This window comes from Actinobaculum sp. 313 (genome assembly GCF_003073475.1).
Lineage (GTDB): Bacteria > Actinomycetota > Actinomycetes > Actinomycetales > Actinomycetaceae > Asp313.
The window spans coordinates 1,889,917-1,911,793 of record NZ_CP029033.1; the positions used below are offsets into that span (position 1 = coordinate 1,889,917).

Here is a 21,877-nt window from a genome sequence, read left to right on the forward strand (position 1 = left end):
GGCGTGGCCCGATATGCCAGCGCGGGGGCCTTCGTGGAAGAATGGGGCCCATGACCGAAACAACGCCGGCCTTCGAGCCTTCCAACCAGCCTGCTTCCGCTTCCGAGTTGTTACCACACACCGCGGTACCCGAAAAGGCTACCTTGGAGGGACTGGAGGAACGTTGGGGCGAACGTTGGGAAGCTGATGGCACCTACGCCTTTGATCGCACCGCCAGGCGCGAACAGGTGTACTCCATTGACACCCCTCCCCCACAGTCTCCGGCTCCCTGCATATAGGCCACGTGTTCTCCTATACACATACGGATACGATGGCGCGTTTCCAGCGTATGCGCGGCAAGGTGGTGTTCTACCCGATGGGTTGGGACGATAACGGCCTGCCCACCGAGCGCCGCGTGCAGAACTACTACGGGGTGCGCTGCGATCCGTCGCTGCCCTATGATCCGGATTTCGTTCCCCCGCACGACGGCGGCGATGGCAAGTCCATCAAATATGCCGACCAGCAACCGATTTCGCGCCGTAACTTTATCGAGCTGTGTTGGAAGCTGACAGCCGAGGATGAGCGGCAGTTCGAAACGCTATGGCGCCACCTGGGCCTCTCCGTGGACTGGAAGCAGCACTACCAAACTATTGGTGAGAAGGCACAGAAGGTGGCACAGGCTGCCTTCCTTCGTAATCTGGAGCGGGGCGAGGCCTACCAGGCACAGGCTCCCGGCCTGTGGGATGTCACCTTCCAAACCGCCGTCGCCCAGGCAGAGTTGGAGGCCCGCGAATACCCCGGCGCCTACCACTCGCTCGCCTTCCACCGCGAGGGAGGTGAGGATGTCATCATCGAAACAACACGCCCCGAACTGCTCCCGGCCTGCTGTGCCCTTATTGCCCATCCGGACGACGAGCGTTACCAGCACCTTTTCGGTACCACCGTCACCTCTCCCGTGTTCGACGTCGAACTGCCGGTGCTGGCGCATCCTGCCGCCGAGATGGATAAGGGTGCCGGTATCGCCATGTGCTGTACCTTCGGTGATCTCACCGACGTGCAGTGGTGGCGGGAGCTGAGCCTTCCCACCCGTTCCGTGCTCGGTAAGGATGGACGGCTGGTACGCGAGGTGCCCGCGTGGATCACCTCCGCGAAGGGACGTGCCATGTACGAGGAAATGGCGGGTAAGACGGCCTTCTCCGCTCGCAAGGTCCTGGTGGAGGCGCTGAAGGAGTCGGGGGAAATGATCGGTGAGGAGAAGCCGACCACCCGCATGACCAACTTCTTCGAGAAGGGCGATAAGCCACTGGAAATCGTCACTTCGCGCCAGTGGTACATCCGCAATGGTGGACGTGAATACAGCGAGGCGAACGGCCGTCAGCTGCGCGAGAACCTCATCGCGGCGGGTAAGGACCTCGCCTTCCATCCCGATTTCATGCACGTGCGCTACGACAACTGGGTCAACGGCCTGAACACCGATTGGCTGATCTCGCGGCAGCGCTTCTTCGGGGTGCCGATTCCGGTGTGGTATCGCATCACCGGGGCCGGCGAAGTCGATTACGACGGCGTCCTCACCCCGCAGATCGACCAACTGCCCGTCGATCCCTCCAGTGATGTTCCAGCGGGCTTCACCGCCGAGCAACGTGGTGTTCCTGGCGGCTTCGCCGGGGAGACGGACATTATGGACACGTGGGCGACGTCGTCGCTTACCCCACAGATCGCCAGCGGCTGGCTGACCGACGACGACCTGTTCGCACGCGTGTATCCAATGGATGTTCGCCCGCAGGGCCAGGACATTATCCGCACCTGGCTGTTCTCGTCGATGGTACGCGCACATCTGGAGTTTGGGGAGAACCCGTGGCATCATGCCGCACTGTCCGGATGGATTCTTGACCCGGACCACAAGAAGATGAGCAAGTCGAAGGGGAATGTGGTCACCCCAATGGATTTGCTGGTCAAGCACGGGTCGGATGCGGTGCGTTACTGGGCCGCCAGTGCGCGACTGGGCGTCGACGCGGCATTTGACGAACAGCAGATGAAGATCGGGCGTCGCCTGGCAATGAAGGTACTCAATGCCTCCAAGTTCGCTTTCGGGATGGCCGGTGCGGATGCGGCCGTTGATCTTAACCCGGCCTCCGTCAGCGAATCCGTCGACCGAGCACTACTGGCAGGGCTGGCAGAGGTTGTGGACGAGGCGACGCGGGCCTTTGAGTCCTATGATCATACGCGCGCTCTTGAGGCGGCAGAGACCTACTTCTGGACCTTCTGTGACGACTACCTGGAGCTGGTGAAAGACCGTGCCTACGGCGAGGACGCGGCAGCGCGTTCCGCGCAGGTGACGCTGAATATAGCGGTGGACACCTTCCTGCGGCTCCTGGCTCCGTTCATCCCCTACGCCACCGAGGAAGTCTGGTCCTGGTACCGGACCGGATCGGTGCATCGCGCCGCCTGGCCCACCGCGCAGCCACTACGGGAGGCTGCGGCAGGTGCGGACGCGGATATTATCCGAGTAGCCGGTGAGGCACTGACCGTGCTGCGAAAGGTGAAGTCGGAGAACAAGGTCTCGCAGCGCACCACCTATGCCTGGGTGACGCTAACCGTCCCCGCAACTAATCGGGCTCGCCTCGACGCGGTACTGGGTGATATGGTGCGCGCCGCCCACGTGCGCGGCGAACTGGGCGTTGAGAACACGGACGACGCCGCGGCCGTCACGGTTGATTCCTACGAATTGGACCCGCCGCAACCGAAGAAGAAGTAGCGGAGTCCATCACCAAGAGGGCCGAGCCGAGAGAACCGATCACAGAGCAAAGAGCCGACCGCCGAGTAACCGCGCCCGGCGGTCGGCTTCAGGTTCGCGCACCCCAGTCGTCGGCACCGCGTTCCCAGTCGTGGCGCCGCAGGCATCAGCCATCCGCAGCTCAGTTCACACAGTTCGGCAGGAACAGTTCGGCAGGAACAGTTCGGCCCCACTCGTATCGCCCTGAAGCAGTGGGGCAACCTGTTCGGGGGATCCCGGCGGCCACAAGAAGGACTGCGGCCATGTCAGCCGCGACCATCGCGCGGCGGAAACGGAACCCTGCGCCGCCACGGCCGCGTGACACATGCCACCTCGAAGGACTCTCAGGCTCGCCCTTTTCTACGGTAGCGTAACTAGGGCACGCACGTCGAAAGGTACAGAAATGGCTGAGGAGACCACCCGTCACCCGATCGCCTTTACCCCGGGAAAGATCACCATCACCGATACGATGACGATCCCGTGGGTTCTGCGCGGTATTGCCCAGGATAATCCGAACCGCGTAGTTATCGAGCGCAAGTCGTCGATTAACACGTGGGTGCCGGTTACCTGGCGGCAGTTTGAAACGGAGATCCGTGCGCTGGCACGGGGCCTGATCGGACTGGGAGTGAAGCCCGGTGATCACATCGCGATTATGAGTCACACTCGATATGAGTTCACGCTTTTTGATCTGGCCATTTGGTCGGTGGGCGCACAGGGCGTGCCGATCTACGAAACCGACTCCACGGACCAGGCTCGGTGGATTGTCGACGACGCCCACTGCCGTTTCGCCATTGCGGAAACACAGCAAATGGCAGCGGTCTTGAACCCGCTCCTCAAGGAGTTCAAGCACTTCGAGCAGATCTTTGTGATTGAGGATGACGCGCAGGGAAAGATTTCCGCGCTGGGGTCCGCTGCCTCAGAAGAGGAAATCGACCGGCGTATTGATGCGCAGAAGGCCGATGATCTGGCGACGATCATCTACACATCGGGAACCACCGGCCGCCCGAAGGGAGCGCGGCTCACCCATCGTAATCTGTTGCATGTGGCGATTAACGGGCCCTTGGATGACAATCTCTCCGAAATTGTCGGCGGCAGGCAACGCACCTTGCTCTTCCTGCCCATGGCGCACGTCTTCGCGCGTTTCATTAATGTCATGGCGATGTACTCGGGCAATATCATTGGCTACTCGCCGGATACGAAGAACCTCGTTGCAGATATGCAGTCCTTCAAGCCGACGTATATTCTGGCAGTCCCCCGCGTTTTTGAGAAGATCTACAACGCTGCGGATGCGAAGGCTGGCCACGGTGTGAAGCTGCGGCTTTTCCGTCACTACGCAAAGGTCGCTATTACCTACTCGCGTGGCCTGGACAAGCCGGAAGGGCCATCCGCTCAGCTGAAGGCGCAGCACGCCATCGGCGATAAGCTGGTCTACCAGAAGATCAAAGAGATCACCGGTGGACATTTGCGCTACACCATCTCCGGCGGAGCGCCGCTGGGCGAGCGACTCGGGCATTTCTTCCGGGGCGCGGGGATTACCGTGTTTGAGGGCTATGGCCTTACCGAGACCTCGGCTCCCACGTCTGTGAATGTTCCCGGCAATATGCGCGTCGGATCGGTCGGCCCGGCCTACCCCGGTTGCCGTGTCACCGTTGATCCCGACGACGGTGAAATCCTTGCCAAAGGCGATCATATCTTTGCCGGTTACAACAACGATCCCAAGGCAACGAAAGCCGCCTTCACGGAGGACGGTTGGTTCCGTACCGGCGATCTGGGCCGCGTGGACGACGACGGCTTCGTGTGGGTGACCGGGCGGAAGAAGGAACTCATCGTGACGGCCGGCGGCAAAAACGTGGCTCCGGCCGTATTGGAGGATCGCCTGCGTGGGCATCCGCTTATCTCCCAAGTGGTTGTGGTCGGAGACCAACGGCCGTTTATTGGCGCCTTGGTGACCTTGGATGCGGAGATGTTGCCCGGATGGTTGAAGAACCACGGCCTGGAACCCATGGGGGTGACCGAGGCGGCAACCGATCCGCAGGTGCTGGCGGCTATCGACCGCGGCGTCAAACGTGCCAATGCCGCCGTTTCACGCGCTGAGTCCATCCGCAAGTTCACGGTGCTGCCCATCGATTTTTCCGTGCAGAATGGCTACCTGACGCCGTCGCTGAAGGTGAAGCGTAACGCTGTGTTGCGTGACTTCGCGGAAACGATCGAGCACCTGTACGAAGGATAACGGGGTATCGGTGAGCGTACGGCGCCTCCTCGCGTGGGCGCCGCGTTTCATTTCCGAGTGTGCGTCCCTTCTGCTCTGCCGACGCTGTGCACACCGGTGGTCAGCCTGCGAAGAGCCGCGGCATATCGCACTGAACGACGGGTGACAGCAGTCTGTGTAGCTTGTTACTGGATAGGTGGGAGCCCGTCCAACATCTCAGCCGTGGTCGGGCGAGTCCTCATCTGCCTCATGCTCGGCGGCGATCTCTTGGTGGTGACGAATAACCTCGGCGACGATGAACTTGAGGAACTTCTCAGCGAACACAGGATCAAGCCCGGATTCCTCCGCAAGCTGCCGTAGTCGTGCGATCTGCCGGGCCTCTCGCGCGCGGTCTGATGCCGGCAGACCCCGTTCCGCCTTCAGGTAACCGACTTGCTGCGTGCACCGGAAGCGTTCCGCCAATATATGAACGAGGGCGGAGTCCAAATTGTCGATGGTGCGACGGTAGCCCTCCAGCTCCACAGGCACCCTCGGGGTCTCGGCTGAAGCTGCTGTCTGGGCTGGTTCAGGCATTGCATTCATACGAACTCTCCTCGGTCACTTCGTGTTTGACGCAGCCGGCTCCGAAAACCCGCGGTATGGGCGTTTCACCCACGGGCGTTTCACCCGCGCGCCGCATCACATTAGAGTGTAGCGGTGCGATCAGCTCACGCCGCTATGCGGGCAGCATGGCGAGACGGTTCTATGGTTGCCGTCCTGCTACTCACGCCACTCAGGCAGTGCGCCCGTGGGCAGCGTTACGTTTGAGCGCGAGCTTCGGCTCGGACTCGCCCCGTGCTGCCGCAGCATCGAATACGATCTCCTCGACGTCGTCGCGTGAGGGAATTTCGAACATCGGCTCCGAGAGAAGCGACTCAAGTATGGAGCGCAGGCCGCGCGCACCGGTGCCGCGTGCCATTGCTTCGTCGGCGATCTCGCGCAGCGCGTCATCTTCCATGGTCAGGCGTACACCATCAAGCTCAAACATCTTCTGGTACTGCTTGACCAGCGCATTCTTTGGCTCACGCAGGATCCGCACCAGTGAATCGGTGTCCAGGGAATCCACCGTTGCCACCACGGGAAGCCTGCCGACCAATTCGGGGATAAGGCCGTACTTGTGAAGATCTTCGGGTGTTACCTCGCTCAGCACCTCCGTGCCCTGGTCGGCACTGTGCAACTGGGAGCCAAAGCCGATGCCTCTACGACCTGCGCGCGAGGAGATAATCTCTTCCATTCCAGCGAAGGCGCCGGCACAGATGAACAGGATGTTTGACGTGTCGATTTGCAGGTAGTCCTGCTGCGGATGTTTGCGGCCGCCCTGCGGCGGCACCGAGGCGACCGTACCCTCAATGATCTTGAGCAATGCCTGCTGCACGCCCTCGCCGGAAACATCACGCGTAATCGATGGGTTCTCGGACTTGCGCGAGATCTTATCGATTTCGTCGATGTAGATAATGCCGACCTCAGCGCGCTTGATATCGTCGTCGGCAGCTTGAATGAGCTTGAGGAGGATGTTCTCCACGTCCTCCCCCACATAGCCGGCCTCGGTGAGAGCGGTGGCGTCAGCGATCGCGAAAGGAACGTCCAGCATGCGTGCGAGGGACTGAGCCAGATAGGTCTTACCGGTACCCGTGGGGCCGATCAGCAGAATGTTGGACTTACCGATCTGCACGTCTTCGTCGTCGTCCTTGCGGCGTGGGCGCGACTGGGATCGAATCCGCTTGTAATGGTTGTACACGGCAACAGCGAGAGTACGCTTGGCGTCCGCCTGCCCGACGACGTACTCGTCCAGGAAATCGTAGATCTCGCGCGGCTTTGGAAGCGATTCGAGCGAGAACGCCGATTCCTCCTGCCCGAGCTCCTCTTCGATAATCTCATTGCACAGCTCGATGCACTCGTTGCATATGTACACACCCGAACCGGTGATGAGCTTCTTGACCTGGCGCTGGCTCTTTTGACAGAACGAGCATTTCAGCATGTCAGCGGCATCGGCCGTTCGTGGCATGGGCTTCTCTCCCTCATTGCGCGTGGGGCCCGAATGGGCCTCTCTCCAATTTCACACCATGACGCGGCATTTCGCACGTTTCCACGCGGTGATCACACGTGGGCTGTGCCATGATCGCCCATGTGTCCGCTGCCGGACACAGTGCCATCCCTCCAACTGCGACGCTGCAGCGGGCAGTCGTCCTGCTGCCCGCTCACCTGCCATACCGCTCACCGCGCGGGCAGATGGCCCGAGTACCACCGCCCTCCCCAACGAAGACGAGTAGTACGTGACTGATCCCCGGAGAAGCACTCCCCGGGGATCACTATGAACGATGCCACGCGGCAAGTAGCCGACGCAGAGCCGTCCGGTTGCTGCCCGACGGCCGTGGCGTACCTGCCGCCTATCAGGCCTGCGGCTTCGCCTTGCGGGACACAAGGACCTGGTCCACGAGGCCGTATTCCTTCGCCTGCTCGGCGGTGAGGATCTTGTCTCGCTGGATGTCCTGCGCGATCTCTTCGCTTGTCTTGCCGGAGTGTTCCGCCAAGGTATCGCATAGCCATTTAGTCATGCGATCCAACTCGTCAGCCACGATGGCGATATCGGAAGCCTGGCCCTGCATGCCCTCCATGGCGGGCTGATGGATCAACACGCGCGCGTTGGGAAGAGCGAGGCGCCGCCCCGGCGCACCGGCAGCCAGCAATACCGCCGCCGCAGAGGCGGCCTGGCCCAGGCACACCGTCTGGATCTCCGGTTTGATGTACTGCATAGTGTCGTAGATCGCCGTGAGCGCGGTGAAGGAGCCGCCCGGCGAGTTGATGTACATGGTGATGGGAGAATCCGGGTCCTGGGATTCCAGCACGAGCAGCTGTGCCATAACGTCGTCGGCGGAGGCATCATCCACCTGCACTCCGAGGAAGATGATCCGATCCTCGAACAGTTTCGCGTACGGATCCTGCCGCTTGTAGCCGTAAGGAGTCCGTTCCTCGAAGTTCGGCAACACATAGCGCGAGTTCGGCATGGCTGGGGCGATACTTCCGGGCAGGCCTGCCAGGGCGCCACCGGTGGCGATATTCGTATGCGTTGACATGTGCTTCACTCCCCCTGCTCCTGCTCGTTATGCTCGGGCTCTCCGGCCCGCTCCGGCTCGGGCTCGCCATTGGTGGTTCCAATAACGGCCTGCGCATTCGTGATGATGTGATCGACGAAGCCGTATTCGAGGGCTTCCTGCGCAGTGAACCAGTGATCGCGATCGGAGTCGGCGATGATCTGCTCCACTGATTTCCCGGTGTTCTCCGCGATGAGCTCGGATAGCTCCTGCTTCATCTTGATGATGAGGTCAGCATTGATACGAATATCGGTTGCGGAACCGCCAGCTCCACCGGATGGCTGATGCATGAGCACGCGCGTGTGAGGCGTGATGTATCGCTTCCCCTTCGCCCCTGCGGTAAGTAGGAACTGCCCCATCGAGGCAGCCATGCCCATCCCTACCGTCACGACATCTGGCTTCACGTACTGCATGGTGTCGTAGATCGCCATGCCGGCGGTGACGGAACCACCGGGTGAATTGATGTAGAGGTAAATGTCTTTGTCAGGATCTTCGGCCGCGAGCAGCATCATCTGGGCGCAGATAATATTGGCATTCTCATCACGGACCTCGGAACCCAGCCAGATAATGCGCTCCTTCAGGAGCCTGTTGTAGACCGAATCGCCAAGGCCCAGGCCCTGGCGATCATCGCCGGCCAACTGAGGCATACTCACGTGGTTTCCTTCCTCGACCGGGACTCCCCGGCCCGAGAGCGTCTTGGATTAGTATCGATATGCCACCTTAGCGCGAAGACGCAGCCATGTTCACCGCAAGAGGCGGTTATTTCGCTTTGGGCGCATGGCCCTGGCAACGGAATCCGTGTTGACCAACGGAATTCGTGTGGTGGTCAGTCTCTTGGAAGCGCCGACTCTCGTCTCCTTAGCCAGGAGTGTATCGGTCAACGGTATGACGACCCGTAACGAGCTGCGGACGCGCGGTAATGCTCTGGAGAACCGCCATTGAAAGCCACGATGAACACAAGCGAGGAATGAGGTATGAGCAGTGGGGTCCCGCCATGGCAGCACCCCCACATAGGTCACTCGTTTGGTCATCCGTTCAACGAGACCTAATCCTTGCTAATGTCGACAACTCGGTTGTCCTCTTCCTTACGTCGACGTAACCACCGAACGACGACGACCGCTATCGCAGCAAGAAGAATGACAACTACCGAAGCGGCGATTGCTCGGGCGCCATACTCTGTTTGCCTAACTGACAAGGATGCTATGCCATATTTAGTTGTGCACTGTCCAAGCCGCTGAGCCTTTACCCAGACGAACCTCCATCCAAGCAGTCCATCCAATAGGGAGACCTTTTACGACCACAGATAGATCGGCGGAATAGCGTACCCGACTACCCGAGAATTTTGTCAGGCGGTGATTCGATAGAGCACCGCCAATGATTCGGTGAGTCATTCCGTATGACCGCGTGATAGTCCCCACTTTCCCTTTGACGGTATTCCGATCGAAGTGGAATCCCATCTGGATTACTCCAAATTCCACGTTTCCATAGCAGTTCTTATAGTTTGCATGGTAATTGCTGGAACTCACCAGTCGACACGAAGAGATGCTTGCGGGCATTGGATCATCCGGATTCTCGGGAACGGCATCGATCGTGGAGACGACCACGGAGCCATCCGCATACCGTTCGATGGTGACGTCGCTGGCGCCCACCCGAGAAGCCTCCGTCCTCACGGGCGAAGCTCCGGACATCGAGTCCCAGGCGACGCCGTTATTGAGTTTGTCAATGAGTCCTTGTTGCTGCGTCTTGGGAACACTATACCGGTCGAAGGTCGAAGAAACTGACCAGTTCATCCTCGACATGATCGGAACTAGATACCGCAGCATTACTATGGGCGAGATCAAAGGGCGCGGCAGTCGCCACTTGTGGCACAATAACTGGTGTGCTTGCTAGTAGCAGGGAGGCCATCCCCGCCAGGAGTCGGTTCTTCTTCATGGAAGTTCCTTTCTATTACGTCTTTGCAACGTTGTGCGTTGCAAAGTGGTCGTATTGCATATGTGTGATGTGGCCGGTGGATGGATCTATCTCATCGGCTCCATCTACCGAGATACAACTGTTGCGACGTAGAGGAGCACTGAACTTCATGTCAGCCCGCCCAATATACGGACAGCGAGAGAAAGGCCGCGATACCTGTACCGCAGAGTGCGCACGATAAATCCGTCGAACGCTTTCAGAGCTCCGAAACACATCGCAGACGTCGCTCACCGTTTGAGGGACTGCACCTGACAACAGGCACCCTTCAAACATCGCTGCCCGCTATGCTGAGGGCATTCGATCACTGTCCGGTTCCGGAATAGGCCGTGTTGCGGCCATTTGTTCTTCGACCCAACGGTCCTTTCGCTCTTGCCGCAAGAACCAGCGAATAAGCAACACTAGCGCGACAATCGCCAGGATCGCGATAGCTACCTGAACAAGCGCGGCGACAGCAGCGACTATAGCTCCAATGGCCATCGGGTACCTCCTTGTCCGTACCGTAGGCGGAACATTCCGATCGGTGCCCATCCCGTCATTGCGGACACCCTCGGAAATGTACCGTGTAACTCTTGTGCGTTACACGGTAAATGTATCAGTTCTCCAGGCCCTACGCAAGAGATAGAAGTGACTCATCTCATTCCGCTGCCCGGTTGCCACCATGACGGATCTCGTTCGGTGTTATGGAGTAGCGGCACTCTAGCCGATAAACGCTTACGCATACTGCAGCACAACTACACTGTCGCTCCCCGCTCGACTACCAGAGCACTAATGCTGATGGCGGGGCTGAAGCCCCGCCATCCTTTACGTAGTGTGTACTGCGAGCTACTAGCTCTGCAGCTTCTCGATCAAAGTCTTGCGTGCCTTTCCAGCCTTCTCAGCCTCCAGTACGCGAGCCTTTTCGACGTCGTCTACACCGGCAACGTAGGCAAGCACTTCGTCCACCTTTGCAGTAGCCGGGTTAAAGAGCTCGGTACCCTCGGCCTTTGCATGGGACGCCTCTGCGGCGGTGGCCTTCTTAGACTCGGCCTTCTCCGCCTTCTTTGCAGGCTTCTTCGGCTCGGGCTTGGCTGCCTTCTCGGCATCGTTCGCATCTGCGGCCTCGGCGTCATCCTTGTCAGAACCCGCCTGAGCAGCATCTGCAGCCACCTTGGCCTGCTGCTCGGCAACCTTCTCCGCCATAGCCGCGAAATCCGGTACCGTCTCGTTTTCGGGTGCCTCACCGACGACGCCGACAACGTCCAGTTCCTTGCCGTCAGCGTCAACAACCTTGGCCAAGCGCAGCGCGGAAATCAGCGCCTTGCCCGCGCGAGTTCACTGGCGAAGGCCCCCAACTCATTCGTGGAAGCGGCCGCCTGGATGAACTGATTCGGGTCCATACCGTAGGCCTGCGACTGTTCAACAAGGAAGTTGAAGAGTTCGTTCTGTTCCACATTCACATTGAAGCTCTCGGCCAGGACATCAAGCATGAGCTGATCGCGGATCATCCGCTCGGTGTCCTCGCGAATCTCCTCACCATGCTCGTCCCCGGGCTCCTTGCCCTCACGCTGCAGATGCTGCGAGATCTCCTCTTCCACCACGGACTGCGGCAAGGGGAACTCCACGGCCTTACGCAGCTCATCCAAGAGCAGGTCACGTGCGGCGTGAACCTGGTTGGTTTCCTTATCCTTGCCCACCTGCTCGCGGAGGTCGGCACGCAACTCATCAATGGTGTCGAACTCGGAAGCGAGCTGCGCGAAGTCGTCGTCCGCCTCGGGAAGCTCAGATTCCTTCACGTTCGAGACCATCACGCTGACCTCCGCCTCTTCACCGGCATGGTCACCGCCTGCCAGTGTCGACGTGAAGGTGGTGCTACCGCCCGCCTCCAGGCCGGTGACGGCCTCGTCGAGGCCTTCCAGCATATTGCCATCTCCGATACGGTAGGAGACTCCGGAAACCGAGTCAACGGTCTCGTCGCCGATCTTCGCTTCCATATCGATGGTCACGTAGTCGCGATCCTGAGCGGCGCGCTCCACATCCTTGAGAGTCCCGAAGCGCTCACGCAGAGCGGTCAGGCGCTCCTCGACGTCGTTGTCTGACACGGCGACGGAGTCAACCGAGAGCGTGAAACCGGCCGGATCCGGAATGGCAATTGCGGGACGCACGTCCACCGTCACATCGAAGATAAGAGGAGAGGTGTCACCGTTATTGACGGGAACCGCTGTAACATCCACCTGCGGGCGGGATAGCGGATGAAGATCGTTCTCGCGCACCGCCTCGGCGTAATACTCATCCAAGGAATTGTTCACCGCATCCTCCACAATGGCGGCACGCCCGAAACGCGCCTCAATGACGCGTGCGGGCACGTGGCCACGGCGGAAGCCGGGAATGTTGACTTGGTCGGCGATGTCCTTGGCGGACTTGTCGATAGCAGGTTTGAACTCCTCGAACGGCACCTCTACGGTCAACTTGACCTTGGTGGGCTCGAGATTCTCGACGGAGCTCTTCACAGGGGTCTCTCCACTCAGTTAGACGAGGGGGACGGCACGCAGGCCGTCCGGCATATTTCTGGATCCGTGCCGCCCGCTGCCGGGCACTGGCCGGTGTCCACTTGTCAGTGGGCGCCGCAGCCAGCCGGTGCTGACATACGCGCATACCGCTCAATCTTACGACATCTCGCGTCTTTCCTGCGATCCAAGAACGCGAGAATGCACACACGCGCGGTTGGGTTGGAGGTGTTCCTGTGTGATTGGTCGGGGTAGCGGGACTTGAACCCGCGACCTCCCGCTCCCAAAGCGGGCGCGCTACCAAACTGCGCCATACCCCGATGCCCGGCAAATACGGGCGACGCCAATAATAGGCGAAAATGGGGGCCGCGCGCACCTTTCCGGTATACGTGTGGCTCACCACCACCAGGCCAGTCACTTCTCGGCGACGATCTCTACGCGACGGCTAGCAGCCCTGCCCTCCTCGGACACACTGCCATCCTCATTCGTCTCCGAAGCAATCGGCTCACTCTCACCCTTCCCCTCGGCAGTAATCGTCAACCCAGGAAGCTTCGAGTCAATATAACTCTTGACCGCATCAGCCCGCTGCTCCGAGAGAGTCTGATTATGAGCATCATCATCCACCGAATCCGTATGACCAGTAATCACCACCCGACTCGGCGGATCCTCCTCCCACTCCTGGATCATCTCATCAAGAATCTCATGCGCCCGATCCGTCAACTCAGCCGAATCAACCTCAAAATTCACATCACTCGACAAAGTCGTCGTCGTAGCATCCTCACCCTCAACCACCGTCGCCGCACCATCCAAGGTGCCGATCGGAGTGTAAAAGTTCAAGACTTCCGCACTGAAGCTGAGGACGGGAGCACTGGCGGGTTTTGTTGCGGAGCTGGCCGCGGGCGCAATGTAACGCTGCGGCTTGGACGTGGAAAAATCGCTGGCATCGGAGGAGTTCTCTGCCAGCGCGAAGGGTGTGATGAGGGCGCTCAGCCCGATGGCACATACTGCTGTTACCACGCGTTTCATCGGCTCACCTGTACATCGGTGATGAGTTGTTCCACGCCTGGAACCCTAATATCCACGGTTTCCACATCGTCGGGCAAAGCAGCAAAGGTGGCATAGAGCGAGACAGTGTCTCCAGCCTGCACCTGATCTGCAGCCCCCTCTAACCGCGAGCAGAGGCACCTATCCTCCTCATCATGCGCAGCCCTGTAGACCTTCTTGTTCTTCTGGTCAATCAGCTCCACGGCACTCACGTCCCTGTCAATTGTGCGCGATCTACTAAGCAGGCCCAAAGACACTTCCCTACCAGAGACATTGGTCGCCGAAAACGTGACTACTGTCAAATCGTCTGAAATGGATACGTCGTTGATATCAATGCGCACTTCTCCGTATTCAAAGGTTTGAGCATACACGTTGTACTTCCCCGTCGCTGATTTAAGCACCGGCAACTCACCGGAAACTGTTGCGGCATCTCCGGATGCGGAGGCCTCGACCGCCGCGCTCTGCACGTCCTGCGCCGCCGTGGAATCGCCACCGCCTCCGTTATCGTCGCTATTGTTATTGCCGCAGGCTGCCATGGAGGCGGCCAGGGCGAGCACCCCTGTGAGGGCAAAGACTCGGCGCACGAGGGTGCGCCCTTGCTGAGGTGAAAACATGTCAATCTCCTAATAGATTGGGATTAGGACGTTTCCACCCTTTCAGACCGGCGCAGGTCACGCAATGGGGAATGATACCCATATGATTCCGCTCACAACGCCGGGCGTGTTGCGGCAGTATGTGGTACTGCGCCGACTCGCCACCTACCTTTGTGCCTGGCAACAGTCACCGGCCTTTGTACCTAGCACTCATCACCGGAACTAATACATCCCGGCCGCTCATCCCCTACTGCACCACCGCGCCGCTCATCGACTGCTGCAGAAGAGGCGACGACGCGAGTCACACTTCTCGCACGCCCTTCGACATGCGCTAGACCCCCATCTCCTGCTATCCTCGTGGGGCACCTGTTTGACGGTCTAACCCGGCAGGCGCATGCGAGCGTAGCTCAATGGTAGAGCCTCTGCCTTCCAAGCAGATTACGCGGGTTCGATTCCCGTCGCTCGCTCCATTCATCGAATCTGAAAGTCGTGATCGCCTGCGTTTTCATTCGAACCTTCTAATCGATGCAGTGAAACCAACCATCGAAGACGGTCCACCCATTGTAGAAGTCGCCATCGCCTAGGAGCGTCGTTGCCTCTAGGCCGTTGGGCATCGTCTCGCGGCCGATCTGAGGGTCCAGAATGCTGAAACCATGGTCATGAAGAATCTGTGGGATCCGATGGTCAGGGTCCCATGGGTGCTCTGCGACAAGTGCGGCGGAGTCAGGAGCGTTCGAGAATCCGCCATATTCACCGATCCGGTCCCAGCATGTATGACCGGCTGTGAAGGCAGCGATTGGTGCAATACGGCACACAAGCACCGAGGCGTAATCCCTGATTACGTATCCGTCCCGCACGTACTCGGTGCCAGTTCTAGCGATCTTGATTTCTTCGAATGAGGATACGAGCCCTGTGTAGGAGGAGTACATGTCGAATACGTCAAGCCCGTCAATTTCGTCAATAGCGTGCGCGATGTCTTCGTAGTGCGGGAATGGCGATCCACCGGATGCGCCCAAATTTGAGCAAGCTGCTTCAAGTAAGACGGGATCTGTGACGAAATTGGTGCTCTCTTCCTGCGGCATACCTCACAGTGTAGTGGCTCGCAGCCTGAATCGTTCCTCATGGCACACAAGGAGCGATTGGTGGGCAGGTGGGCGGTCGCTCATCCTGAGAGTGCCTGACCTGCATTGCCATTCCCACCCCGCCCGCCTTGCGGCTGAGGCCCGACGCCGTATCTCGGTCTGGAGCCTAGTCTGTGCCACTCAGCTCAACTACTTGGCTTTAGGAATGCATCGTTGTTACGGTCGCGCTGCAACGATCTTGCTAGATCGTGAGCCGATCAGCCCCCCATGTGCCAGACAAGCGCTCACGTACACCCACGCCGGTGCAGAAAGCGCCCACCCAGCCTGGTTGTGAACCCACTCGCCCAACTCGCCAGAAGGCACTAGCCGTCCAAGAAGCAAGACGCGCGGCACACATCACACCTCGCTACTGCCCAATCGGCTCACTCAAGCCCAACACGATGGCCTCGACGACTTGACGCAGCAAACCGGCATCGTCCTCACGCTCCAGATAGTGAGAGGCAATCGAATCGAGGTAGAAAACCGCAACGACATCAGCCAGCGTATCGTCGGACAGTGTCGACTTCCTGCCCATGCGGAGCAAAACGGTACTGACGAGCTTGGCGAGCGTACGTCCAAACTCCCGCCGCGCCTCCTGGAACGCCCCCTCTTCTGGATGACGAAGCCGATAGAGCCGGTACTCCGCCGTGAGGATGTACAGCGTTCTGCTTTCCGGCCGGAGCGCATCGAGCAATTCCATGATCGCATCTACGTCAGGAGTTCCTTCGATGGAGCCGAGCGCGATTTCTGCATGTTGCAGCAGTGTGGCCGCGTGCGCGGCAATCACCTCACGGAGCAGTTCTTGCATGGAGGAGTAGTTCGAGTAGAAGGCGCCACGGGTGAAGCCGGCCTGGTGAACGACGTCGTCGATGCGCGCACCGGCAAAACCCTTCTCCGCAAAAACAACCGTGGCAGCCTCTACCAAACGCGCGCGAGTATTCACACGCTTACGTAGCGACATGTTCGTCTCGCTCATGCCTCTTCCCTTCTTCTCTAATCGCTGCAGGGATGCTCGTCCAGCCTCACAATTCTTATTACACCACCGAAACATCGCGATGCTGATTCTGATGTCTGGACGATCCACGGCGCGCGGGGCAACGTCGCATCGGTTGAACGCCCGCGTGTACATCCCACGTCCCCTCACTGTGAATCGCGCTTCCTCGTGGTCAGCATCACGACTAGACAGTTTCAATACACAAGTGTATCCCGTACACTTGTGTATTGAAAGTTGCTTGATGGAAGGAGAGCCGTTGTCCGCGCTTCTACTGCGTATCGGCCGCTGGTGTGCAAGGCACGGTGGATGGGTGCTCGCGGCATGGTGTGCGATTGTCGCCCTGCTTGCCGGAGGCGTCGCGGCTCTCGGGATGAATCTCTCCAGCTCTTTCACCATCACCGGAACGGAGTCCATGGACGGCCTCGACGTCCTATCGGAACGGCTTCCCCAGGCGGCGGGTACCAGCGAACGAGTCCTCATCACTACCGACGACGGCGATATCAACGCCCATCAAGCAGCAATTGAGCAATTCGTTGCCGACGCCGGTGCGATCTCCGGCATCTCGCACGCCTCTGATCCCTTCGCCGATTCAACCAACACGGTCTCCGACCACGGCGCCCACGTACTCATCCAGGTCCAGGCAGACAACTCCGTCGGCACACTCACTAAAACCAATGCGGACAAAGCCGCGAGAGTCGCGGAGGAACTGCAAAGCGCCGCCAGCACACTTGAAGAAGCCGATTCTGCACTTACGGTGCAAATCGCGGGAAACATCGGTTTCGACGTCGGAATCGAACTCTCCGCTACCGAAGGCGTAGGCATCATCATCGCCGCCATCGTGCTGCTGCTCACATTCGGTTCAGTCCTAGCCGCAGGGGTCCCCATCCTTACAGCACTGATCGGAGTGGCCGTGGGCATGCTCGGCATCCTCGTGGCGGCGGCATTTACGGATATCACCTCAGTGACGCCAGTCCTCGCCGTAATGATCGGACTTGCCGTCGGCATTGACTACGCACTATTCATCATTTCACGTGCCCGAGAATACCTGGCAAAAGGTATCGCGCCCGATGAAGCCGCCGGGCGGGCGGTGGCAACCGCCGGGTCCGCAGTAAGCTTCGCCGGCATCACCGTGATTATTGCCCTCTGTGGGCTTTCCGTGGCCGGAATTCCCTTCCTCACCGCCATGGGCATCTCCTCCGCATTTATGGTCGCCATGGCAGTGTGCGTCGCGCTGACCGCTGTACCTGCCACACTCGGCCTACTCGGGCAGCGCATCACTCCACGCAATGGCCGAGCAGAGCGCGCCGGGCGCTTCTCCAGACGTTGGATCAACACGGTTACGCACTACCCGGTGATCGCCATCCTCGCCGTCGTCGCCGTTCTGGGCACGCTCACCGTGCCGATCTCCGGGGTCTACCTCGCCATCACCGACAGCGGCTTTCAACGGGAGGGGACGCAACGCCGCGATGCTTATGATGCAATAGCCCAAGCCTACGGTGACGGCTATAACTCGCCAATCATCGTTCTCGCCGATCTCCTGCAAACCGACGATCCCATTTCCGTCGTCTCCGATCTCGCCGATGATCTTGCCGACCTCGACGGTGTCGCAGATGTGGCTCTGGCAACTCCGAATCAAGACGGTTCACTGGCATTCATTGAGATCATTCCCAAACACAGCCAGTCCTCTCCGGAAGCAACCGCACTTGTGAAAGACATCCGCTCCCGGGCGCCCGACTTCGAATCCGAGTACGGAATCAATGATCTCATGGTCACGGGCACAACTGCCGTCGCCATTGACATCTCCACCCAGTTGAACGCCGCCCTCTTGCCCTTTGGAATCGTGGTAGTGGGGCTCTCGCTCATCCTATTGATGATTGTGTTCCGGTCCATCGCCGTCCCCGTCACAGCGACGATTGGCTATGTGCTCTCGCTGGGCGCGGGCATGGGAGCCGTGGGCGCGATCTTTGGTTGGGGTTGGCTGGCCGACCTTCTCGCCGTATCGAAGGTGGGCGCCGTCATCTGCTTCTTGCCCGTCATTGTGATGGGCGTGTTGTTCGGACTAGCCATGGACTATGAGGTCTTCCTCGTGTCTCGCATGCGCGAGGAGTGGATCCGGAGCCATGATGCCCAACGTGCGGTGATTCGGGGTTTCGTGGGCTCAGCTCAGGTAGTCAGCGCCGCAGCCATTATCATGACCGGTGTATTCGCAGCCTTCGTCTCGAATCAGAATGTCTATGTAAAGCCCATCGCCACCGCCCTCACGGTCGGAATCTTCTGCGACGCCTTTTTGGTTCGTATGACGCTGATACCAGCGTTGATGACGCTACTCGGACCCAAAGCCTGGTGGTTGCCGGGCTGGCTCGATCGGCTGCTACCGGTGGTCGACGTAGAAGGCGAAGGACTGGCACGGGCACTCGAGCACGCGGACTGGGTTTCCGAGCACGGCGTCTCGGAGCTGCGAGTTGAGCGCCTAGTCGTATCCGAAGGCAACGACGTCGCCATTGACGATTTGAGTATCGTCCTCGCGCCCGGTGAGTTGGGACTCTTCTGCAGTGATGACACCGTTGCGCGGGCGGCGCTGGCCGCCGTGGTCTCTGCCAGGCTCAGACCGACGGAAGGCCGCGTCGTCGTCGGCGACCACGCACTACCAGACGGAACATCCGCCGTGCAGGGTATGACAAGCTCGCTGCGCAACTGGGACGACGCGCTCAGCCCAACGGCGCGCATTGTTATCGTGGACAACCCGGGCACACGCCGTTGGCAACGAATTCGTGAGTTGCACGAAGAAGGTCGCACCGTGTTGGTCACCGGGCCGGTTGATCTTGCCGTTCCCTCAGACCTCTCTTTCGATGCCCGCGCCACCAACCAGCGCGAAGCACCAACCGATGCTTTACAGGTGAGAACTGCTCCCACTTCTCCCGGCACCGCATCACCCAAACATCTAGCAACTGACAGTGATTCCATCACGACAAGGGGACAACAATGAAGCGCCGTTCAATTCTCTTCGCGCTCGTCCTTCTACTTCCCTCGCTCATCGGACTGACAGCGCTGACCGGCACGAGTTCCAGCATTGACAACATCCATTCCGTGCGCGCCGCCATCGTCAACCTGGACGAGCCCGTAACCCCCGACTCCGGCACAACACTGCCCGCCGGACGCCAGATCACGGCTCGACTCACGCAGGGAGCCGGGTCTGAGGGCAGTACCAGCCTCACCTGGGATATTGTCTCCGCCGACACGGCCGCTACCGGCCTGAGCGACGGAACGTATGCCGCCGTCGTCACAATCCCGAAGGATTTCTCATCCGGCATCGCCGACGTGCTGCAAGGCGCATCTACGACAGCTCCACAGGTAAGCATTGAAGCCAATGGTTCCTCGGAAGTAATGGGGTTGATCTCGCATGCGGTGGTGACATCAGCAAGCAAGGAATTCGGTACTACGCTCACCGTCAACTATCTGGATGCATCACTGGCCGGTACAGGGCAGATAGCTTCGGGCATGGAAGACGCCGCAGATGGCGCGGGAGCGCTCGCCGACGGTTCCAGCACTCTATACGACGGCGCCTCCGAGCTGGCAGAAGGCAGCGCAACACTCTCTGACGGTGTCAGTAGCCTCGCCAACGGAACGGTAACCCTTGCCGACGGGATGTCAACACTCGCCGACGGATCCGTTACCCTCGCCGACGGCATGTCGACGCTCACGAACGGGTCGTCACGCCTCGCCAACGGAGCAACAACACTGTCAAACGGCATGTCAGACCTGCGTACCGGCTCCAACCAACTCGCCACCGGTGCAAGTACCTTGTCCACCGGTGTCAGCGGATACACCTCCGGCGTTGATAACGCCGCATCCGGCTCGGCCACACTCGCTGCCGGCGCCGATCAGCTCGTGACCGGCGTTGCATCATACACCGACGGCGTTCAGCAGGTTCATGACGGCATTACGCAGCCGAGCGGTGCAAGCTCCGTGAGTTTGAAGGACGGCGCAGCGCAAGTAGCCGACGGATTGTCGCAACTGGACAGCGAGCTCCAAAACATCGACACCTCAGCACTCGAAGCCCTACCCGGCCAGCTTGACTCGGCAGCGGAAGGCGCCGAGGAGCTCAAGGCGGCGGCGGATTCCCTACCCGCCCTAATCGAAGCCTGCGGCCAGGGTGATGCGGCCGCATGTCAGGGCGCCAACACCATAGCGCAGGAGATCTCTGGTGGCGCTGGCACTCTCAACCAGCAACTCTCTGCAGGAGCAAGCTCCGCCCGTTCCTCCTCACAGTCGCTGAGTGGTCAAATAAGCACGTTGAAGACGAGCGTCTCGACGCTGTCCGCCGGGGCCTCCAGCGTCTCAAGTGGGATCGACACTCTCGCCCAGCAGATCGACAGCAACCTCTTGGGAGCCAACGCCGAACAGCTCAACGCCGGTGCCCAGCAACTGGCCTCAGGCAGTTCAACTCTCAACAACGGGCTAAACACGCTGAGCAGCAATTCACAGTCGCTGAACTCGGGCGCGAACCAGCTAGCCTCTGGATCAAGCACACTCGCCGACGGGACTGCCAGCGCAGCCGACGGTGCGGATACCCTGGCGGAAGGGGCCAACGACCTCGCCGACGGCACGGCGGATGCCGCGGACGGCGCGCGGACACTCTCGGACGGAACCGTCACGGCTTCCACCGGAGCCAACACACTTGCGGACGGAGCGGTAAGCGCCTCCGACGGCGCCGAGACGCTCGCCGGAGGTGCCCAATCGCTTGCCGAGGGATCATTCACCCTGTCCGACGGCGCGAACACGCTGGTTGACGGACTGCGCGATGCCGGCAATCAAATCCCGGTGTATGACACCGACGAAGCCTCGGCCATGTCCAACGCCATCGCTTCCCCCATCAGCGTCTCTTATTCGTCCGCTCAAGCCAGCACGAAGACATCGCTGGCGGGAGGAACCTCCGCGATCGCATTGTGGATCGGCGCATTGATTACCGTGGTCGGGCTGGGCGCAATGGGCAGCAGGCGTATCGCTTCGGCTACTACGCCCGTTAACTTCGTACGTAGCTCCGCGCGACCCGCCGTGCTCTTCGCGCTCGGGCAGTCCGTGCTTCTGGCAGCGGTGCTGGTCGCAACCGGAGTCTCGCTCAGTCATCCCATGGCGGTCCTTGTGGTTGTCGCCTGCACGGCGATCAGCTTGACCATCGTCCATCAGGGCCTGCTGGCCGTATTCGGGCAACGCGGAGGCGTCATCGCCTCGTTGTTCTTGCTGGTTGCGCAGGTGGTTTCGATGGATGGCGTTGTGCCCGCACAGCCGGGCGGTATCTTTACAGCGGTCCGGCAGGCGTTCCCACTGCCGCGGGCGGCTGACGCCCTCACCACGCTCATTACCGGCATCGGTCCATCCGTCGGAGGGGCTATCGCCGTAGTTATGGCTTGGGCCGTAGTCGCCTTCGTTGCTTCGATAGCTGCGGTTGCGCGCCGCCGCCAGACCAGCCTCGGCTCACTGCGCGCCGCCGCAGCACAGGCGTAGGGCGGGGCATGAGCGTAGGGCACGAGCGTAGAGGGGTCGGGCCGGAGGACCGGCTGCCAGGCGCGACGTCAGGC

At 60.1% G+C, this 21,877-nt stretch carries 17 protein-coding genes, 2 tRNA genes and 1 pseudogene; 6 read left to right on the forward strand and 14 right to left on the reverse strand.

Annotation, left to right across the window (positions count from 1 at the left end):
* Window positions 1-50 precede the first annotated feature (50 nt).
* Window positions 51-2,734 (forward strand): annotated as a pseudogene (gene valS / locus DDD63_RS08210) (valine--tRNA ligase).
* A gap of 421 nt (window positions 2,735-3,155) precedes the next feature.
* Window positions 3,156-4,982 (forward strand): AMP-dependent synthetase/ligase, encoded by a 1,827-nt coding sequence (locus DDD63_RS08215; RefSeq protein WP_108715960.1) that lies wholly within the window; start codon window positions 3,156-3,158, stop codon window positions 4,980-4,982.
* Between the two features lie 195 nt (window positions 4,983-5,177).
* On the opposite strand, the gene DDD63_RS08220 is transcribed toward DDD63_RS08215, so the two are convergent.
* The 4 genes from DDD63_RS08220 to DDD63_RS08235 all read right to left on the reverse strand — a co-directional run bounded on the left by DDD63_RS08220 (window position 5,178) and on the right by DDD63_RS08235 (window position 8,739).
* Window positions 5,178-5,534 carry a chorismate mutase gene (locus tag DDD63_RS08220; RefSeq protein WP_108716705.1) on the reverse strand — a complete coding sequence of 119 codons (357 nt, stop codon included), beginning with the start codon at window positions 5,532-5,534 and terminating at the stop codon, window positions 5,178-5,180.
* Window positions 5,535-5,733: 199 nt separating this feature from the next.
* The gene (gene clpX / locus DDD63_RS08225; RefSeq protein ID WP_108715961.1) at window positions 5,734-7,005 is read right to left on the reverse strand and encodes an ATP-dependent Clp protease ATP-binding subunit ClpX; all 1,272 of its coding nucleotides are present in this window, start codon (window positions 7,003-7,005) and stop codon (window positions 5,734-5,736) included.
* Window positions 7,006-7,390: 385 nt separating this feature from the next.
* A complete protein-coding gene (locus tag DDD63_RS08230; RefSeq protein ID WP_205647383.1) occupies window positions 7,391-8,005 on the reverse strand; it encodes an ATP-dependent Clp protease proteolytic subunit in 615 nt (204 codons plus the stop codon).
* 74 nt (window positions 8,006-8,079) lie between these two features.
* Window positions 8,080-8,739, reverse strand: a complete 660-nt coding sequence (locus DDD63_RS08235) for an ATP-dependent Clp protease proteolytic subunit (RefSeq protein ID WP_108715962.1) — start codon at window positions 8,737-8,739, stop codon at window positions 8,080-8,082.
* Window positions 8,740-8,869: 130 nt separating this feature from the next.
* Between DDD63_RS08235 and DDD63_RS12270 the strand changes: the two genes are divergently transcribed.
* Window positions 8,870-9,034 (forward strand): hypothetical protein, encoded by a 165-nt coding sequence (locus DDD63_RS12270; RefSeq protein ID WP_164505501.1) that lies wholly within the window; start codon window positions 8,870-8,872, stop codon window positions 9,032-9,034.
* 269 nt (window positions 9,035-9,303) lie between these two features.
* On the opposite strand, the gene DDD63_RS08240 is transcribed toward DDD63_RS12270, so the two are convergent.
* From DDD63_RS08240 to DDD63_RS08270, 8 genes are all read right to left on the reverse strand, one after another.
* Window positions 9,304-9,882 carry a hypothetical protein gene (locus DDD63_RS08240; protein ID WP_125482479.1) on the reverse strand — a complete coding sequence of 193 codons (579 nt, stop codon included), beginning with the start codon at window positions 9,880-9,882 and terminating at the stop codon, window positions 9,304-9,306.
* On the reverse strand, window positions 9,845-10,024 hold the full coding sequence (locus DDD63_RS08245; RefSeq protein WP_108715964.1) for a hypothetical protein: 180 nt from the start codon (window positions 10,022-10,024) through the stop codon (window positions 9,845-9,847). Before DDD63_RS08245 ends, DDD63_RS08240 begins: the two co-directional genes overlap by 38 nt.
* A gap of 321 nt (window positions 10,025-10,345) precedes the next feature.
* A complete protein-coding gene (locus tag DDD63_RS08250) occupies window positions 10,346-10,540 on the reverse strand; it encodes a hypothetical protein (RefSeq protein WP_108715965.1) in 195 nt (64 codons plus the stop codon).
* 348 nt (window positions 10,541-10,888) lie between these two features.
* On the reverse strand, window positions 10,889-11,338 hold the full coding sequence (locus DDD63_RS12935) for a hypothetical protein (protein ID WP_240611227.1): 450 nt from the start codon (window positions 11,336-11,338) through the stop codon (window positions 10,889-10,891).
* 14 nt (window positions 11,339-11,352) lie between these two features.
* Window positions 11,353-12,549: a trigger factor gene (gene tig, locus DDD63_RS08255; RefSeq protein WP_240611228.1), complete on the reverse strand. Its 1,197-nt coding sequence runs from the start codon at window positions 12,547-12,549 to the stop codon at window positions 11,353-11,355.
* A gap of 240 nt (window positions 12,550-12,789) precedes the next feature.
* Window positions 12,790-12,866, reverse strand: a tRNA-Pro gene (locus DDD63_RS08260).
* Between the two features lie 94 nt (window positions 12,867-12,960).
* Entirely contained in the window at window positions 12,961-13,572 is a 612-nt protein-coding gene (locus DDD63_RS08265) for an OmpA family protein (RefSeq protein ID WP_108715966.1), read from the reverse strand.
* Window positions 13,569-14,204 (reverse strand): hypothetical protein, encoded by a 636-nt coding sequence (locus DDD63_RS08270; RefSeq protein WP_108715967.1) that lies wholly within the window; start codon window positions 14,202-14,204, stop codon window positions 13,569-13,571. Before DDD63_RS08270 ends, DDD63_RS08265 begins: the two co-directional genes overlap by 4 nt.
* Window positions 14,205-14,579: 375 nt before the next feature.
* Between DDD63_RS08270 and DDD63_RS08275 the strand changes: the two genes are divergently transcribed.
* Window positions 14,580-14,653: transfer RNA gene (locus DDD63_RS08275), tRNA-Gly, on the forward strand.
* A 48-nt stretch (window positions 14,654-14,701) separates the two neighbouring features.
* On the opposite strand, the gene DDD63_RS08280 is transcribed toward DDD63_RS08275, so the two are convergent.
* On the reverse strand, window positions 14,702-15,265 hold the full coding sequence (locus tag DDD63_RS08280; protein WP_108715968.1) for a hypothetical protein: 564 nt from the start codon (window positions 15,263-15,265) through the stop codon (window positions 14,702-14,704).
* A 406-nt stretch (window positions 15,266-15,671) separates the two neighbouring features.
* Window positions 15,672-16,280, reverse strand: a complete 609-nt coding sequence (locus DDD63_RS08285) for a TetR/AcrR family transcriptional regulator (RefSeq protein ID WP_108715969.1) — start codon at window positions 16,278-16,280, stop codon at window positions 15,672-15,674.
* 274 nt (window positions 16,281-16,554) lie between these two features.
* Between DDD63_RS08285 and DDD63_RS08290 the strand changes: the two genes are divergently transcribed.
* Window positions 16,555-19,284 carry an MMPL family transporter gene (locus DDD63_RS08290; protein WP_108715970.1) on the forward strand — a complete coding sequence of 910 codons (2,730 nt, stop codon included), beginning with the start codon at window positions 16,555-16,557 and terminating at the stop codon, window positions 19,282-19,284.
* Window positions 19,281-21,803 (forward strand): YhgE/Pip domain-containing protein, encoded by a 2,523-nt coding sequence (locus DDD63_RS08295; protein ID WP_108715971.1) that lies wholly within the window; start codon window positions 19,281-19,283, stop codon window positions 21,801-21,803. Before DDD63_RS08290 ends, DDD63_RS08295 begins: the two co-directional genes overlap by 4 nt.
* Window positions 21,804-21,877 lie beyond the last annotated feature (74 nt).